The sequence below is a fragment of the Roseovarius sp. SCSIO 43702 genome, assembly GCF_019599045.1.
GTDB lineage: Bacteria > Pseudomonadota > Alphaproteobacteria > Rhodobacterales > Rhodobacteraceae > Roseovarius.
In genome coordinates, this window is the sequence record NZ_CP080623.1 from 736,900 (window position 1) to 753,320 (window position 16,421).

Genomic DNA, 16,421 nt, shown 5'->3' on the forward strand with positions numbered 1-16,421 from the left:
GATGCGCCGGATTCCCCCGGCGGCGGGCGGGCTCCTGTCCTATTTCACCCGGCACAGGACGGCGGCGAACCTGCTTCTTGTCGTGATGATCGTGCTCGGCATCGCCGCCGCGCCGCGGATGCGCGCGCAGTTCCTGCCCGACGTCGTGATCGAGACCGTGACGGTCAATGTCATCTGGGAAGGGGCGGGCGCGGAGGATGCGGACGCGGCCATCGTGCAGGTGCTGGAGCCCGCGCTTCTTGCCGTGGAGGGCGTCGAGACGAGCAGCGCGCGAAGCCGGGAGGGCGCGGCGTCGATCACGCTCGAGTTCGAGCCCGACTGGGACATGAGCCGCGCCGCCGACGACGTGCAGACCGCCGTCGATGCCATCACCACCCTGCCCGAGGGGGCCGAGGAGCCGACCGTCCGGCGCGGCGCGTGGCGCGACAGGGTGACGGATGTCGTGCTCACCGGCCCGGTGGCGGTGGAGCAGCTGGGCCTTTTCGCGGACGAGTTCGTCGCGCGCCTGTTCGAGCGCGGGGTCACGCGCACGACGCTGCGGGGCGTGGCCGCGCCCGAGACCATCGTGGAGGTGCCGGCGGTCAACCTCATGGCGCATGACATCACCATGGCCGAGATCGCGGCGCTTGTCGCGCAGGAGGTGGACACCGACCCGGCCGGCGACGTGAGCGGCGCCAATACGCGCGTGCGCACCGGCGTCGAGAAGCGCGAGGCGCGGGAGATCGCGGCCATCGTGCTGCGCCGGAACGCCGATGGCTCGACCCTCACCATCGGCGATATCGCCACCGTGCGCGTGGAGGGGATCGCGCGCGAGAACAGCTATTTCGTGGGGGATCAGCCCGCCATGTCGATCCGCGTGGACCGCAGCGCGCGGGGCGACGCGATCGGCATCCACCAGACGGTCGAGGAGGTGGCCGCCGAGTTGGCCGAGACGCTGCCCGAGGGGGTCGCGATCGACCTTATCCGCACACGGTCCGAAAGCATCTCGGCGCGGCTCAACACGCTTCTGAAGAACGGCGCGATGGGTCTTGGCCTCGTGCTGGGGCTGCTGTTCCTCTTTCTCAATGCGCGGACGGCCTTCTGGGTGGCGGCGGGGATCCCGGTGGCGATGCTGGCGGCGGTCGCGCTCATGTATGCCGCCGGGCTGACGCTCAACATGATCTCGCTCTTTGCGCTGATCATCACGCTGGGGATCGTGGTGGACGACGCGATCGTCGTGGGCGAGCACGCCGATGCGCGCGCCCGCAAGCTGCGCGAGCCGCCGGTGGTGGCCGCCGAGAACGCGGCGCGGCGGATGGCGATGCCGGTCTTCTGCGCGACGCTCACCACGCTCATCGCCTTCTTCGGGCTGACCGTCATCGGCGGCCGGTTCGGCACGCTCATCGTGGACCTGCCGCTGACCGTGATCATGGTGCTGACCGCGTCGCTGATCGAATGTTTCCTCATCCTGCCGCATCACATGAGCCATGCGCTTGCCCATTCCGGCAGGCAGCACTGGTACGACGCGCCGAGCCGCTGGGTGAACCGCGGCTTCGTCCGGCTGCGCGAGACGGTCTTCCGGCGGCTGATGGCCGGGGTGATCGTGCTGCGCTATCCCGTGCTCGCGCTGGCGCTTCTCGTGCTTGCCGGGCAGGCCGCGCTTTTCGTGCGGGGCGACGTGACCTGGCGGTTCTTCAACGCGCCCGAGCGGGGCAGCGTCACGGGCAACTTCGCCATGGCGCCGGGTGCCACGCGCGAGGACAGCCTCGCGATGATGCGCGAGATGCAGCGCGCGACCGAGGCGCTGGGCGCGGAATACGAGGCCCGCTACGGGCGCAATCCGCTCAGCTATGTCATCGCCGAGGTGGGCGGCAACGCGGGCTGGGGCCTTGCCGGGACCGAAACCAAGGAGCCCGACCAGCTTGGCGGCATTTCCATCGAGTTGATCGATTCGGACCTGCGCCCCTATTCGAGCTTCGCCTTTGTCGCAGACCTTCAGGAAAAAGTGGTTAATCATCCGCTCGCCGAAACGGTGAGCTTTCGCGGCTGGCGCTCGGGGCCCGGGGGTGACGCGCTTGACGTGCAGTTCCACGGCGCGAGCGCGGAAGACCTGAAGGCGGCGAGCGAGGCGCTGAAACGGGCGCTGTCGATCTACCCCGAGGTCTCGGGCGTGCAGGATGACCTTGCCTATGACAAGGAGGAGCTGATCCTCGAGCTCACGCCGCAGGGGCAGGCGCTGGGCTTCGAGATCGACGGCCTGGGCCGCACCCTGCGCAACCGGCTGGGCGGGATCGAGGCGGCGGAATACCCGGTGGGACCGCGCAGCGCCACGATCCGCGTCGAGCTTCCCGAGGCGGAGATGACGGCCGATTTCCTCGAACGGATGCAGCTTCGCACCGCGAGCGGCAGCTACGTGCCGCTGGCCGAGATCGTGAGCGTCGAGAGCCGCGCGGGCTTCTCGACGGTGCGGCGCGAGAACGGCCTGCGCCTCGTGAGCGTGACGGGCGACCTTTCGGATGACGACCCGGCGCGCGCCGCCGAGATCATGGAGGTGCTGGAGGCCGACATCCTGCCCCGCATCGCGAGCGAATACCAGGTGGACTGGCGCCTCTCGGGCCTGAGCGAGCAGGAGGACGAATTCCTGCGTGATGCCAGACTGGGGCTGATCCTCACGCTCCTGGGCATCTACCTCGTGCTGGCCTGGGTCTTCGCGAGCTGGACGCGGCCGGTGGTGGTGATGGCCATCATCCCCTTCGGCCTTGTCGGCACGATCTACGGGCATCACCAGTGGGACGTGCCCATGAGCATGTTCACGGTCGTGGGCCTCCTGGGGATGACGGGGATCGTCATCAACGATTCCATCGTGCTGGTGACGACGGTGGACGAGTATGCCGAGACGCGCGGCCTGGTCCCGTCGATCATCGACGGGGCCGCGGACCGGCTGAGGCCCATCATGCTGACCACGCTCACCACGGTGCTCGGGCTCGCGCCGCTTCTCTTCGAGCGGAGCGAACAGGCGCAGTTCCTCAAGCCAACGGTGATCACGCTGGTCTACGGTCTGGGCTTCGGGATGGTGATGGTATTGCTCGTGGTGCCCGCGCTCATGGCGATGCAGCAGGACGTGGCGCGGCAGGTGGCGGCGCTGCGCCGCGGCCTGCGGTTCCGGGAGGGCCGGGTGCGGGCCGTGCTGGTCGGCGCGGCGGTGGCAATGGCCGCGTGGGGCGTGGCGAGCCTCGGCGCGGTCATGGCCACGGGGCGCACGGCGTGGGGCGCGGAGATGGGCGAGGCCGGGGCGCTCGGTCTCTTCGCCGCGGGAAGCCTGTTGATTTCGCTGGCGGTTTTCGTCGCGGTGGCCGTGGCGCGACGGGTCGGGTGACGGGGGTGGGTGCGCCGCTCCGGCTCAGCCGCCGGTGCAGCCCTCGATCTCGACCGCGCGCTGCGCGCCCAGCACGGTGAAGCGCAGGCCCGAGCGATCGACCGCGAAGGGACGGCCCGAGGCATGGGCGAGATAGGTGCTGAGGCTGAGCCCGTTGCCCGAGCGGGAGGTCTTCACGGGGGCGACCCAGACCTCGGGGTTCGAGGTCTCGACGACGACCGTTTCCTCACCGCCGGTTGGGGGCAGCATCACCTGCGCGGTCAGCGTCAGGCCGCCCTTGGCCGGCGCGATGCGGCAGGTGACGGCCCCGGCGCCCGCCTCGTCCCCGTCGAGCGGACGGGCCGCGAGGGCGGCGGCGATGGCCGGGTCGGGCCGCGTCACGCTTGCAGGCAGCGTCCCTGTGACATGAAGCTGCACCGGCACGCAGACGTCGCGGCAGACACCCATGTCGATCGCGGTGTCGAGCGTCACGTCGCCCCCCGTCTCGCCCGGTTTCACGGCAAGCGGCAGCACCACGCGATCCTTGTAGCCGATGGTGAGCAGCCCGGCGTCGTCATAGACGCGGGGGCGCGGCCAGAGGACGCGGGCACCCGCGAGGTTGCGCGAGCCGCGCCAGTCGAATTCGGGGGGAATCCCCGCGTCGCCCGGCGCGCGCCAGTAGGTCTTCCACCCCCTGTCGAGCGTGAGTTCGAGCCCCGCCATATGCGTCCCGTCGGCCATCCGCCAGCCGGGAAGGATGCGTGCGGAGACGACGCTTTCATCCGCGAGGGCGGGCGGCGCGAGCAGGCAGAGCAGGGCGAGAAGGGTCAGAAGACGCTGTTTCATATGATTCACATGGGGCATGGCGGGGGAAATGCCAACTCACATTCCCGCCAGTTTTGTTGCCGCCTTCTGCACGAGCGGGTTGCGATGCCGCGCGCGAGTGCCCATTGTCGAACAATGAGCGCTGATACGGATCTGACGGGCAAGCTTCTGATCGCCATGCCGGGCATGGGCGACGAGCGGTTCGCCCATTCGGTCGTTCTTATCTGCGCATATTCCGCCGAGGGCGCGATGGGCATCATCGTGAACAAGGTGACGGAGGATCTGCGGCTGGGCGATCTTCTCGAGCAATTGTCCATAGAAACGAACGTGTTGTCCCGCGACGTGCCGGTCTATTTCGGCGGTCCGGTCGAGCATGGGCGCGGCTTCGTGCTGCATGACCGGGGCTATGCCTCGTCGATCGCGTCGATGGAGTTCGCGCCGGATTTCGCGATGACGGCGACGCTCGACATTCTCGAGGACATGGCGCGGGGCGGCGGGCCGGAGGACGTGATCCTGGCGCTGGGCTATGCCGGGTGGGGGCCGGGGCAACTCGAGGCCGAGATCGCGCAGAACGGCTGGCTCGTCTGCGACGCGACGCCGGAGCTTGTCTTCCGCACGGGCGATGCGCGGAAGTGGGAGGCGGCGCTCACGGCGCTCGGTATCTCGCCGCTGATGCTGTCGAGCGAGGGCGGGCGGGCCTGAATTCCTGAACAGGGTATGACACCGACGCGCGGCGCTGCGGGGGCGGGTCCGCGCGAATCGGTGCGTCTGGCCCTTGGTTAACGGGGGTTTCGGGGCCGAATCCGAACGTCGGTATCCATGTCGGTATCCACGTCGGTATCGCGTCGGTGCGCGGGCCGCCCGGGGCCGGGGTTAACGTGGCGCGCGGCCGGTCAAGGCGCGCGCCGCGGGAAAATCGCTGAAAATCAGGCGGGATTTTTTACCGTGGCGCGGCGGCGCGGGCGAGCCGGTCGTTGATCGCGAGGCCGAGGCCCTTCATCGGAACGGGTGCCACCGCGATGCCGGCGGGCGCGCGGGCGTCGAGCGCGTGGAGATGTCCGAAGAGGTTCGCCGCCGCCTCGACCAGGTCGCCCGAGGGCGAGAGGTTCAGGTCGCACTCCATCGCGCCGAAGCCCAGCAGCAACTCGCCCGGCCGCGCCTCGGTCGCGTTGAGGCGCACCCGCGCGCCGGGCGCGTAATGCGAGGCCATCTGGCCCGGCGCGGTGAGCGTGTCATTGGCCGCGCGCCGGGCGAGCGGATGCCCGAGCGCCGCCTCGATGGCTTCGGCCGGCAGGCCGCCGGGCCGCAGGAGGGTGGGGGTGTGGCCAAGGCCCACGATGGTCGATTCGAGCCCCACGGTGCAGGCGCCGCCGTCGAGCACCGCGGCGATCCGCCCCGAAAGCCCGGCGAGGACATGGTCGGGCGTCGTCGGGCTGATCCGGCCCGAGGGGTTGGCCGAGGGCGCCGCGAGCGGGGCGTCTGCCGCGCGCAGAAGCGCGGTGGCCACCGGATGCGCGGGGCAGCGGATGGCGAGCGTCGGCAGCTCGGCGGTGACGAGCGGCGAAAGGCCGTGGTCCGCGCGCAGCGGCAGCACGAGCGTCAGCGCGCCGGGCCAGAAGGCCCCTGCCAGCCGGTCGGCGGTCTCGGACCAGGCGACATAGCGGCGGGCCGCGTCGGCATCCGGCACATGCACGATGAGCGGGTTGAAGCGGGGCCGGCCCTTGGCGTCGAAGATGCCCGCCACCGCCAGGTCCGAGCGCGCGTCGCCGCCGAGGCCGTAGACCGTCTCGGTGGGAAAGGCCACGAGCCCGCCGTCGCCCAGGATGGCGGCGGCGCGGGCGATGCCGGGCGCATCGGCGGAAAGAAGCTCGGTCTCGGGCATGTCTGACGCCGCGTTTTCGTTGCTGGATCGAGAAACCGCCTTAGGCTATGTGCCAAAGAATTGCAAAAGTCAGTTGGAGCACCCCATGCCGTATCGCGCGCCAGTCGAGGATTACCGGTTCATCATGGAACACGTCGTTCCCTTCGACGAGGTCGCGGCGACGGAGAAATTCGCCGAGGCGACGCCCGACATGGTGTCGGCCATCCTGGGCGAGGCGGGGCGCATGTGCGAGGAGGTTCTGGCCCCGCTCCAGCGCGCGGGCGACCTGCATCCCGCGCATCTGGAGAACGGCGTGGTGCGCACGAGCCCCGGCTATGCCGAGGGCTACAAGGCGATTGCCGAGGGCGGCTGGGTCTCGATCGGGGCGGACCCGGAACATGGCGGCATGGGCCTTCCGCTGACGCTTACCACCGCCGTCAACGAGATGATGAGCGCCGCGTGCCTGAGCCTCCAGCTCAACCCGCTGATGACGCAGGGCCAGATCGAGGCGCTCGAGAACCACGCGAGCGACGAGGTGAAGGCCGTCTACCTCCCCAAGCTGGTCAGCGGCGCGTGGTCGGGAACGATGAACCTGACCGAGCCGCAGGCCGGATCGGACGTGGGCGCGCTCAAGACCAAGGCCGAGCCCAATGGCGACGGCACCTACGCGATCACCGGCCAGAAGATCTATATCAGCTGGGGCGACAACGATTTCACCGAGAACGTGTGTCACCTCGTCCTCGCGCGGCTTCCGGGCGCGGTGGAGGGCACGAAGGGGATCAGCCTGTTTCTCGTGCCGAAATACATCCCCGACGAAAACGGCGAGCCGGGGCGCGCCAACGATCTCAAGGTCGTGAGCCTCGAGCACAAGATGGGGCTGCACGGCTCGCCCACGGCGGTGATGCAGTATGACGGCGCGACCGGGTGGCTGATCGGCGAGGCGCATGACGGGATGCGCGCCATGTTCACCATGATGAACAACGCGCGGCTGGGGGTCGGCGGGCAGGGGATCGGTGCGGCCGAGGGCGCCTACCAGCACGCGCTGGCCTATGCCCAGGACCGCCGCCAGGGGCGCAGCCCCGTCGCGGGCGGGAGCGGCACGATCCTCGATCACGCCGACGTGCGGCGGATGCTGGCCACGATGAGGGCCGAGATCTTCGCCGCGCGGTCGATCGCGATGGCCTGCGCGGTGGCGATCGACATGGGCCACGCCACCGGCGAGGCGGACTGGACCGCGCGGGCCGCGTTCCTCACCCCCATCGCCAAGGCGTTCGGCACCGAGACGGGCATCCGCGTGGCCGAGATGGGCGTGCAGGTGCATGGCGGCATGGGCTATATCGAGGAGACGGGCGCCGCGCAGTATTCGCGCGACGTGCGGGTGACGGCGATCTACGAGGGCACGAACGGCATCCAGGCGATGGACCTCGTGGGGCGCAAGCTCATGGACGGGGGCGAGGCCGGGGCGGCGCTTCTGGACGAGGTGGAGCGCAATGCCGAGATCGCGCGCGACACCCTGCCCGACCTCGCGGGTGCCGTGTGGCAGGCCGCCGAGGCGCTGCGCGAGGCGATGGAGGCGCTGGTGGCGAAGGCGCCGCAGGACCGGTTCGCGGGGGCGGTGCCCTTCCTGATGGGCTGGGCGCGGGTGCTGGGCGCGCATTTCCACCTGGCGGCCGCGCTGGGCGAGGGCGGCGAGGGCAAGCGCACCCGCCTCGCGCGGTTCTACATCGAGCGGATGCTGCCCGAGCATGCCGCGCATCTCGCGCACGCGCTGGCGGGGGCCGAGGGGCTCTACGCGATCGCGGACGAGGATTTCGCGGCATAGGTTGTGCCGGGCGGGCCGGGGCCCCGGGTCAAGCCCGGGGCGCGGGGGGCGACAATGCCGAGGCCCCGGGTCAAGCCCGGGGCGCGGGGGCCGACAAGGATAGACCGACCCCGTCGCGGGCCTGACCCGCGACCTCGAACCGGCAGGCGCGGAGTTTTGAACAGGGAGGCCCCGGGTCGAGCCCGGGGCGGTGATCTTCGGCGCGTCGCCCGGCGGCACGCCGGGCAGCCCCCGACCGCCCCCACGGGCGGGGGCTTCACCCCCACCCGCGGTCGGGGGCTGCGCGCCGGGATTGCTTGACCCTATCCGCTGGCGCGTTCAAGTGAGCGGTGAGATATGTGAGGCAGGGCGATGACATCCCAAGCAACGACAAGCGGCATCCGCACCCCGTGGCCCGAGCCGCCCGGCCATGGCGAGGCGGTGGAGGTGGCCGAGGGTATCCTCTGGATCCGCCTGCCGCTGCCCATGGCGCTCGACCACGTCAACATCTACGCGCTCGACGAGGGCGATCACTGGACGGTGGTGGACACCGGCATCCACTCGAAACGGTCGGTGGCGCTCTGGGAGGACGTGCTGGCCGGGCCGCTTGGCGGACGTCCGGTGGGTCGGGTGATCCTCACGCATCATCATCCCGACCATATCGGCATGGCGGGCTGGCTGATGGCGCGGTTCGGGGCGGAGCTCTGGACCTCGCGCACCGCCTATCTCATGGCGCGGATGCTGATCCTCGACGTGGAGGAGCGGCCGACGCCGCAGGCGCTGGCCTTCTGGCGGGCCGCCGGCATGGACGCGGAGGTCTACGAGCGGCGCAGGAGTGAGCGGCCCTACAATTTCGCCGACACGAGCTATCCGCTTCCCGTGGGCTACACGCGGATGCGCGAGGGGGACGTGATCCGCGCGGGCGGGCGCGACTGGGACGTGCGGATGGGATACGGGCACGCGCCCGAACACGTCACGCTCTGGAGCCGGGACGGAGCGCTGGTGATCGCGGGCGACCAGATCATCAGCTCGATCAGCCCCAATATCGGCGTCTACCCGACCGAACCCGAGGCCGACCCGCTGGCCGACTGGCTGGAGAGTTGCGAGCGGCTGGGCGCCGTCGCGACCGGGGGCGAGCTCGTGCTGTCGGGCCACAAGCTGCCCTTCACCGGGTTGCCGCACCGGATGCGGCAACTGGTCGAGAACCACCACGGCGCGCTCAGGCGGCTCGAGGCGCATCTCGAGGTGCCGCGCACCGCCGCCGAATGTTTCGGCCCGCTCTTCAAGCGGCGGATCGACGCGGGCACCTACGGGCTGGCCCTTGTCGAGGCGGTTGCGCATCTCAACCATCTGCATCAGGCTGGCCGGGTCACGCGCAGGGCGCGCGGGGACGGGGCATGGCTTTGGCAGAGGAAGGAGAGACGCGATGGATGACGAGATCAAGACCTCGGCCGAGGCGCTGGAGGCGGCGGCGATCCCGCGCTGCCGCGAGGTGCATGCCGATCCCGACCGCGCCCGGCAGAGCGAGCAACTGACCGAGGGGGTCAACCTCAAGCCGGTGGAGGAGAAGAGCCCGGCGCAATGGGCCTATGAGCGGCTCATCCTCTACATCCAGAATTTCGAGAAGACGCTCGACAACGAGCACGAGATCGCGATGGGCTTCGCGGGGGACACGACCGGCGTGATCCGCATCGAGGGGATGGGATATTTCGACCCCGATATCGTGACCTTCTACGGAACCGACCCGACCGGCACCAAGACGCAGCTTGTCCAGCATGTGAGCCAGCTCAGCGTGATGCTGCGCGCGCTGCCCAAGCAGGTGGAGGAGGCCGAACCCGAGCGGATCGGCTTCCGTCTGGCCGAGGCGCTCGAGGAGGGGTGAGAGAGGGGCGTTGCCCCTCGCGCGGAAACCGGGGGTTTCCCCGCTCACCCCAGGATATTTGAAGCAAGAAGAAGGGGCGCGTGCCCCGCCTCATCCCGGTGCGATCCGGCGGGCGAGGCGGTTGGCGACGTCCTGGCCGCTTTGCCAGGCGCCGTGGGCCGTGGCCTGCCAGTCGAGCGAGAAGGCCTCGCCCGCGAAGGCGACGCGGCCGGTGTCGGCGGCGATGGCGTCGCGGCGGGCCTCTGCATGGCCCGGATCGGTGCGCGAGTAGGAGCCGAGGATGAGCGGGTCGTTGGTCCAGTCGGTCGTGCCGGTATGGATGACGGCGCGCGCGATGCCGGTGCCGAAGGCGGCGCGGAGGCGGGCGAGGGCGAAATCGACGCGGGCGCGGGGCGGCATCGCGGCCAGGTCGCGCGCCGGTGTGCCGGCGATGTTGCAGATCATCATCGGCTGCGCGCCGCCCACCACCTGGAATTCGACCACCGGGTCGTCCGCGCCGGTGTCGACGAGGAGATATTCCTTGCCGTCCATGCCCGGCGGCAGCGCGTCCAGGGCGAAGGCCACCTTCTCGAAGGATCCGCAGGGCATGTGGGCGATGGTGTCGAGCACGCGCGCCGCCGGCTCGCCCGCGTCGATGCGGATGGCCCCCGAGGCGAGGACCGAGGTGGAGCAGGTCACGATGACGGCGCGGGCGTCGAGCGTGCCGCCCGTCGTCTCGACCCGCGCGCCCTCTCCGGTTCGGGAGATCGCGGTGACGGCGACGCCGGTGCGGATGTCGAGCCCGCGCGCCATGGCGGTGATGAGCGCGCCGTAGCCCGAGCGCACGGGCCAGTCATGGCCGGTGTCGTCGTAATCGGCATAGGCGGAGGCGGAATCGCACTCGGGATCGTCGCCCACCAGGAGTTGCAGGATCGCGCGGGCGTGCGGCGCCCACCGTCCGAGATCGGGCAGGACATCGGTGATCGGCCCGTCGTGGCCCGCCTCGCCCGCCGCATAGGTCGCCGCGAAGGCCGCTTCGATGGCGGCGTCGCAGTCCGAAAGCTCGGCGCCGGTGAGAAACGCGCCGCCGCTCCACGTGGCGAAGGTGTCGTCACGGGACGCGGTGTCGTAGACCGCGCCCAGCCGATCGGCATGGGGCACCAGCGGGTTCACCTCCGCGCAATGGAGCCAGTGGCATCCCTTGTCCCAGATGCCGGGCAGATCCTCGGCATCGGTGAGCGCGCGCCCGCCCACGCGGTCGGCGGCCTCGAGCACCACGTAGGGGATGCCGCGCGCGGCGCAGGCCATGGCGGCGCCGATACCGGCGGCGCCCGCGCCGACGATGACGATGTGCGGATCGGAAGGCATGAAAGCGGTCCTCGGGGTTCGGGCGGACGCAGCCGGTGCGGGCAAGCGGGATCGCTCGCCGTGGCAGGATGGCGGGTTTGCACGCCGCCGTCGAGAGGGGAGGGGCGCGAAGGGCGGCGGCGCACGCGAAAGGTGGCCGGCAGGCCACGCGTTCCCGCGCATCATGCGAGACCCCACCCTGCGGGAACACGCGCTTCCGGTCCGGGCCCGAATGGCCTATGTCTTGCGGCACATGACGCGGGGAGGGCGGCAATGGCGGCGATCGTCGAGGTCGAAGGTCTGAGCAAGGTCTACGAGGGCGGGTTCGAGGCGCTGAAAAGCGTGGACCTGACCATCGAGGAGGGCGAGATCCTCGCGCTCCTGGGGCCGAACGGGGCGGGCAAGACGACGCTCATCTCGACGCTTTGCGGGATCGTCACGCCCTCGGGCGGCACGGCGCGCGTGGGCGGGCATGACGTGGTGCGCGACTACCGCCGCGCGCGGGCGATGATCGGGCTCGTGCCGCAGGAGGTGGCGCTCGAGCCGTTCGAGAAGGTCATCAACACCGTGCGCTTCTCGCGCGGGCTGTTCGGCAAGCCGCGCGACGAGGCGCTGATCGAGCGGACGCTGCGGCAGCTCAGCCTCTGGGACAAGCGGGGCGCGCGCATCCGCGAGCTCTCGGGGGGCATGAAGCGGCGGGTGCTGATCGCCAAGGCGCTGTGCCACGAGCCGCGTGTGCTTTTCCTCGACGAGCCGACGGCGGGCGTCGACGTGGAGCTGCGCCGCGACATGTGGCAGATCGTCGAGGGGCTGCGCCGCGACGGGGTGACGATCATCCTGACCACCCATTACATCGAGGAGGCGGAGGCCATCGCCGACCGCGTCGCGGTGATCACCGGGGGCCGGATCCTGCTGGTGGAGGAGAAGGGCGCCCTCATGGCGCGGATGGGCCAGAAGGAGCTGCGCATCGACCTGCACGAGCGCCTGGAGCGGGTGCCCGAGGGGTTGGGCGACTACGACCTGCGCCTGGGCGGCGACGGGATGAGCCTGATCTATACCTATGACAGCCACGGGCGCGGGACGGGCATCACGCGCCTTCTCCAGGCGATCGCGCGCGAGGGGTTGTCCTTGCGCGACGTGGATACGCGGCAATCGAGCCTCGAGGACATCTTCGTGGGGCTCATCAAGGAGGATGCGGCATGAACCTCCCGGCCGTCAGGGCGATCTATGTCTACGAGATGAAACGCTTCTTCCGCACGCTGATGGAGAGCCTTCTGTCGCCCGTCATCTCGACCACGCTCTACTTCGTGGTCTTCGGCGCGGCCATCGGCAGCCGCATCAGCGAGGTCGAGGGCGTGAGCTATGGCGCGTTCATCGTGCCGGGGCTCATCATGCTGAGCGTGATGCAACAGGCGATCAGCAATGCGAGTTTCGGGATCTATTTCCCGAAATTCATCGGCACGATCTTCGAGCTTCTCTCGGCGCCGATCAACTTCCTCGAGATCGTGGTGGGATACGTGGGCGCGGCGGCCACGAAGGCGCTCCTGATCGGGGTGATCATCCTTTTCACCGCGCGCTTCTTCGTCGAGATCGAGATCGCGCATCCGGTGGCGATGGTGGCCTTCCTGCTGCTGACCTGCGTGTCGTTCAGCCTGTTCGGCTTCATCATCGGGATCTGGTCGGAGAATTTCCAGCAATTGCAGCTCATCCCGCTCCTGGTGATCACACCGCTCGTCTTTTTGGGCGGGGCGTTCTACTCGATCTCGATGCTGCCCGAGGCGTGGCAGACCGTGACGCTCTTCAACCCGGTGGTCTATCTCATCAGCGGGTTCCGGTGGTCCTTCTTCGGGGTGGCCGACGTGCCGGTGGCGGCGAGTCTCGCGGCGATCGCGGGGTTCACGGCGATCTGTCTCGCGGTGGTCTGGGTGATCTTCAGGACGGGCTACCGGATCAAGAGCTGAGGGGCCGGGCCAGGGGGCCAGCCCCCTGCCGCGAACGCCCTGCGGGCCTTCACGGCCCCCCCCGGGATATTTCGGGCAAGAAGAAGGGCGGGGTGGATCAGAGATCCATCCCGGTGACTTCGCCGCGCGGCGGGACGATCTGTTGCACGATGCCCGCGAAGACGAGGTAGACCGAGGTCAGGATCAGCCCCCAATGCGCCCAGCTTTCGGGGTGGAAATCGACCCAGGCGGCCCAGCCCGCGAAGAAGGTCCAGGCCAGCGCGACGGGCAGCGAGAGCCAGCGCCAGCGCTTCGTGCGCACCGGGTGGATGAACTTGAGCGGGAGGAACATCGCCACGGCGAGCGCCACCACCATCGCGAGGGTGATCCAGAAATTCGGCTCGATCGCGAAAACGACGAGGACCAGCATGTTCCACGCCGCCGGGAAGCCCGAGAAGGACTTGTCCTCGGTCTTCATGCCGGTGTCGGCCATGTAGAGGACGCTGGCGAAGGTGATGACGATGATCGCGACCCAGCCCGTCCAGCCCGGCAGCAAATCCGAGGCGAAGAGCGCGAAGGCGGGGATGAAGATGTAGGTGAGATAGTCGATCATCAGGTCGAGCGTCACCCCGTCGAAGCGTGGCGCGTTCTCGTTCACCGCGTATTTGCGGGCGAGCGGCCCGTCGATCCCGTCGACCACGAAGGCCACGACGAGCCAGAGGAACATCAGGCTCCATTTCCCCTCGACGGCGGCCAGCATGGCCAGCATCGCGAAGACGGCGCCGGTGGCGGTGAAGAGGTGGACGCAAAGCGCCTTCAGTCGCAAATCCATGGCGGTGTCATGCCTCATATCGCGTGCCCGCGCAATCAGGCTTTGCCCCGTGCGCGGGGATGCGCGGCGCTGTAGACCTCCATCAGGCGGGCGGTGTCGACGCCGGTATAGGCCTGTGTCGTCGAGAGCGACGCGTGGCCCAGGAGTTCCTGGATCGCGCGCAGGTCGCCGCCGGCATTGAGCAGGTGGGTGGCGAAGCTGTGGCGCATGGCGTGGGGCGTGGCGGTGGCCGGAAGGCCGAGGCGCAGCCGCGTGCGCTCCACCGCCTTCTGCACCGCGCGCGGGCCCAGCGCGCGGCCGCGCAGCCCGAAGAAGAGCGGCGAGGCGCCCGTGATCGGGTGCGGGCAGAGCCGCGCGTAAAGCGTCACCGCGTCGCGTGCCGCCGCGAGGACCGGCACGACACGCTCCTTGCCGCCCTTGCCGGTGATGCGCAGCGTCTCGGGAAGCGGCAGGTCGGCGCCGGTGAGCGACAGCGCCTCGGAGATCCGCAGCCCGCAACCGTAGAGAAGCGTCACGACGGCCGTGTCGCGCGCGGTGATCCAGGGGATGCCCGAGCTTTCGCCCACCGTCTCGATCACCTCGCGCGCCGCGCCGGGCGAGAGCGGGCGGGGCAGCTTGCGGGTGAATTTCGGCCCGCGCGCCGCGAGGACCGCGCTCGGGTCGAGCCCCTCGCGGTCGGCGAGGAAGCGGAAGAAGGATTTCACCGCCGAGAGCTTCCGCGCGAGGCTGCGCGGGCCGATGTCGCGCGCGCGCATATGCGCCATCCAGGCGCGCATGTCGGTCACGGTGACGCGGCCCAGCGCCGCGATCCCCGCCTCTCCGCCGGCATGTTCCGAGAAGAAGGCCAGGAACTCGGCCACGTCGCGCCCGTAGGCGTCGACCGTGTTGTCCGAAGCGCCGCGCAGCGCGCGCGCGGTGTCGAGCCAGGCCTGCAACGCGTCGCGGGCCGCGGGCGAGATCACGACAGCCAGCGCCGCATCGCGCGTTCGAACACCCCGCCGAAGAAGGCGAGCAGGTCGGTGCCCTGCTGGGGCGTGAACTGGTGCGGGTCCTCGGCGCCCATGACCAGCATGCCGGGCAGGCGCCCCTCGCCGAAGTCGAGCCGGATGCAGGCCTCGGAGCGGATGAACTGCGCGGCCTTGCCGTGCACCCGCGGGTCGGCCTCGTGGACCTGGCGAAGGGTCACGGGCCGGTCGGCGCGGGCGCGGCCCTGCGCCAGGTACGTCTCGACGAAGCCCAGCCCCGCGACCGAGAGCACGTCGCCCATGCGCCGGATCGAGGGATCCTCATCGTCCTGCACCGATTCGAGGATGAGCCGCACCGAATCGACGCGCAGGATCTCGGCCACGTCGCCGCCGAGGTCGTGCAGGAAAGTCTCGAACTCGACCGGGTCGAGCATCCGCAGGATGGCGCGGTGGATGAGGTTGGTGCCCGCGAGGTTCTCGTAGGCCGCCGCGATGACGCTGCGATGCGTGTCCTCGAGCCGGTCCAGCCGCGCCTCGAGCCGGTCCATGGCGATGCCGCGCAGGTCGACGATATTGCCGCCCATGGCGCGTTCATTCGCGGCGATGAGCGCGCGCATCAGGTCATTGTCATCGAGGATGACATCGGGCTGCGTGATGATCTTCTCGCGCAGGGAAGGGTCCATGCGGGGTTTGCTGCTCATGCCTGCCTCGGGCCTTGGTGTTTTCGGGCCTTATAGCATGGGGTTGCGGGGAAATCTTCACCTGATTTGGGAGAGGTGGCGGATTTTTGGGGGGTGGGTGGGGGGAGAGTGGGGTGGGTTTACCCTGCTCACGGAGTCTCGAACCCATAGAGTCCACGAGCACTGTCATCGTTCGAGCGCTTTAGCCGGCGTTGCGATGGTTTCAGTCCTTTGCGAAGTTGCGCATCACTGCTTAGCACTGGCAAGTCCAGAGCTTGATTCGATGCAAGAATTCCACGTGCGCCGTTTCGTTCAAAGATATGCAATTGCATGTTTTGCCAAGGCAGGTGTCCGGCGTCACGTAGTGCCGTCAAATCTTTAACAAAGTTGTGGCATTGAGTATTTTCGATCAGCAGGACGTGGCTCTTCGCACAATGAAACATATTGCTCAATGCTACCAGATGGCTAACGGCCGTATGAATATGCATTATCACGGCCTGACTATAGACTAGTTCCGCCTTCGGCCAATGAGACGAGTATGGCATTGTTATGTCTTGAACGCCTAATTTTCCGTATAACTCCGGATGCCGCGAGGTGGCCATCTCCAACTGTGTAAGACCCCGATCGCCACCACTTACTGCGCACTCAGGGAACAATCGGTTTATATTGGCGACGTGGTCCCCACCGCCACAACCTACCTCGTGCACCGAGGCAGGTTGAAGATACGCCACTGCATCGAGAAGCAACTGATGGTTGGGATGCATACTCGCTCCCTTGAGACGCACCCGACCAGCATCAAAGTCAATATCTACATCCGCCGGGTCAACCTTCGTTATGAACTCGCTCTCGATGTCATTCTTAATCCGCCGCGCATAACTATCACTGGTATAATTGTCCCAATCAAAGTCATCATCATAGAATCGGCGTTTCTTGTAAAACAGACGTTCAAGCATTGATAAAATATTGACTCCTGTA

General features: G+C 68.8%; 14 protein-coding genes. 7 read left to right on the top strand and 7 right to left on the bottom strand.

What is annotated here, in order from left to right; translation table 11 throughout:
* Nucleotide 1 precedes the first annotated feature (1 nt).
* Nucleotides 2–3,355 carry an efflux RND transporter permease subunit gene (locus K1T73_RS03440; RefSeq protein ID WP_220602594.1) on the top strand — a complete coding sequence of 1,118 codons (3,354 nt, stop codon included), beginning with the start codon at nucleotides 2–4 and terminating at the stop codon, nucleotides 3,353–3,355.
* Between the two features lie 24 nt (nucleotides 3,356–3,379).
* On the opposite strand, the gene K1T73_RS03445 is transcribed toward K1T73_RS03440, so the two are convergent.
* Entirely contained in the window at nucleotides 3,380–4,180 is an 801-nt protein-coding gene (locus tag K1T73_RS03445) for a protein-disulfide reductase DsbD domain-containing protein (protein ID WP_220602595.1), read from the bottom strand.
* 114 nt (nucleotides 4,181–4,294) lie between these two features.
* On the opposite strand from K1T73_RS03445, the gene K1T73_RS03450 reads away from it, so the two are divergent.
* Nucleotides 4,295–4,861 carry a YqgE/AlgH family protein gene (locus K1T73_RS03450; RefSeq protein WP_220602596.1) on the top strand — a complete coding sequence of 189 codons (567 nt, stop codon included), beginning with the start codon at nucleotides 4,295–4,297 and terminating at the stop codon, nucleotides 4,859–4,861.
* 238 nt (nucleotides 4,862–5,099) lie between these two features.
* On the opposite strand, the gene K1T73_RS03455 is transcribed toward K1T73_RS03450, so the two are convergent.
* On the bottom strand, nucleotides 5,100–6,041 hold the full coding sequence (locus K1T73_RS03455) for an L-threonylcarbamoyladenylate synthase (protein ID WP_220602597.1): 942 nt from the start codon (nucleotides 6,039–6,041) through the stop codon (nucleotides 5,100–5,102).
* Nucleotides 6,042–6,126: 85 nt separating this feature from the next.
* Here K1T73_RS03455 and K1T73_RS03460 point away from each other — a divergent pair, with 85 nt between their 5' ends.
* From K1T73_RS03460 to K1T73_RS03470, 3 genes are all read left to right on the top strand, one after another.
* Entirely contained in the window at nucleotides 6,127–7,842 is a 1,716-nt protein-coding gene (locus K1T73_RS03460) for an acyl-CoA dehydrogenase (RefSeq protein WP_220602598.1), read from the top strand.
* A gap of 351 nt (nucleotides 7,843–8,193) precedes the next feature.
* Nucleotides 8,194–9,255: an MBL fold metallo-hydrolase gene (locus K1T73_RS03465; RefSeq protein WP_220602599.1), complete on the top strand. Its 1,062-nt coding sequence runs from the start codon at nucleotides 8,194–8,196 to the stop codon at nucleotides 9,253–9,255.
* Nucleotides 9,248–9,703: a DUF6173 family protein gene (locus K1T73_RS03470; protein ID WP_220602600.1), complete on the top strand. Its 456-nt coding sequence runs from the start codon at nucleotides 9,248–9,250 to the stop codon at nucleotides 9,701–9,703. Before K1T73_RS03465 ends, K1T73_RS03470 begins: the two co-directional genes overlap by 8 nt.
* A 90-nt stretch (nucleotides 9,704–9,793) precedes the next feature.
* Here the strand turns inward: K1T73_RS03470 and K1T73_RS03475 are convergent, their stop codons facing one another.
* On the bottom strand, nucleotides 9,794–11,050 hold the full coding sequence (locus K1T73_RS03475) for an NAD(P)/FAD-dependent oxidoreductase (protein WP_259400431.1): 1,257 nt from the start codon (nucleotides 11,048–11,050) through the stop codon (nucleotides 9,794–9,796).
* Between the two features lie 252 nt (nucleotides 11,051–11,302).
* Here K1T73_RS03475 and K1T73_RS03480 point away from each other — a divergent pair, with 252 nt between their 5' ends.
* Nucleotides 11,303–12,232 carry an ABC transporter ATP-binding protein gene (locus K1T73_RS03480; protein ID WP_220602602.1) on the top strand — a complete coding sequence of 310 codons (930 nt, stop codon included), beginning with the start codon at nucleotides 11,303–11,305 and terminating at the stop codon, nucleotides 12,230–12,232.
* The gene (locus K1T73_RS03485) at nucleotides 12,229–12,990 is read left to right on the top strand and encodes an ABC transporter permease (protein WP_220602603.1); all 762 of its coding nucleotides are present in this window, start codon (nucleotides 12,229–12,231) and stop codon (nucleotides 12,988–12,990) included. The genes K1T73_RS03480 and K1T73_RS03485 overlap by 4 nt, the downstream gene beginning before the upstream one ends.
* Before the next feature lie 97 nt (nucleotides 12,991–13,087).
* On the opposite strand, the gene K1T73_RS03490 is transcribed toward K1T73_RS03485, so the two are convergent.
* From K1T73_RS03490 to K1T73_RS03505, 4 genes are all read right to left on the bottom strand, one after another.
* Nucleotides 13,088–13,801, bottom strand: coding sequence for a phosphatidylcholine/phosphatidylserine synthase (locus K1T73_RS03490; RefSeq protein WP_220602604.1), 714 nt, complete (start codon nucleotides 13,799–13,801; stop codon nucleotides 13,088–13,090).
* 35 nt (nucleotides 13,802–13,836) lie between these two features.
* Nucleotides 13,837–14,763, bottom strand: a complete 927-nt coding sequence (locus tag K1T73_RS03495; RefSeq protein ID WP_220602605.1) for a tyrosine recombinase XerC — start codon at nucleotides 14,761–14,763, stop codon at nucleotides 13,837–13,839.
* Nucleotides 14,760–15,467 carry a DUF484 family protein gene (locus K1T73_RS03500; RefSeq protein ID WP_220602606.1) on the bottom strand — a complete coding sequence of 236 codons (708 nt, stop codon included), beginning with the start codon at nucleotides 15,465–15,467 and terminating at the stop codon, nucleotides 14,760–14,762. Before K1T73_RS03500 ends, K1T73_RS03495 begins: the two co-directional genes overlap by 4 nt.
* Before the next feature lie 128 nt (nucleotides 15,468–15,595).
* Nucleotides 15,596–16,399 (bottom strand): class I SAM-dependent methyltransferase, encoded by an 804-nt coding sequence (locus K1T73_RS03505; RefSeq protein WP_220602607.1) that lies wholly within the window; start codon nucleotides 16,397–16,399, stop codon nucleotides 15,596–15,598.
* Nucleotides 16,400–16,421: the final 22 nt, after the last annotated feature.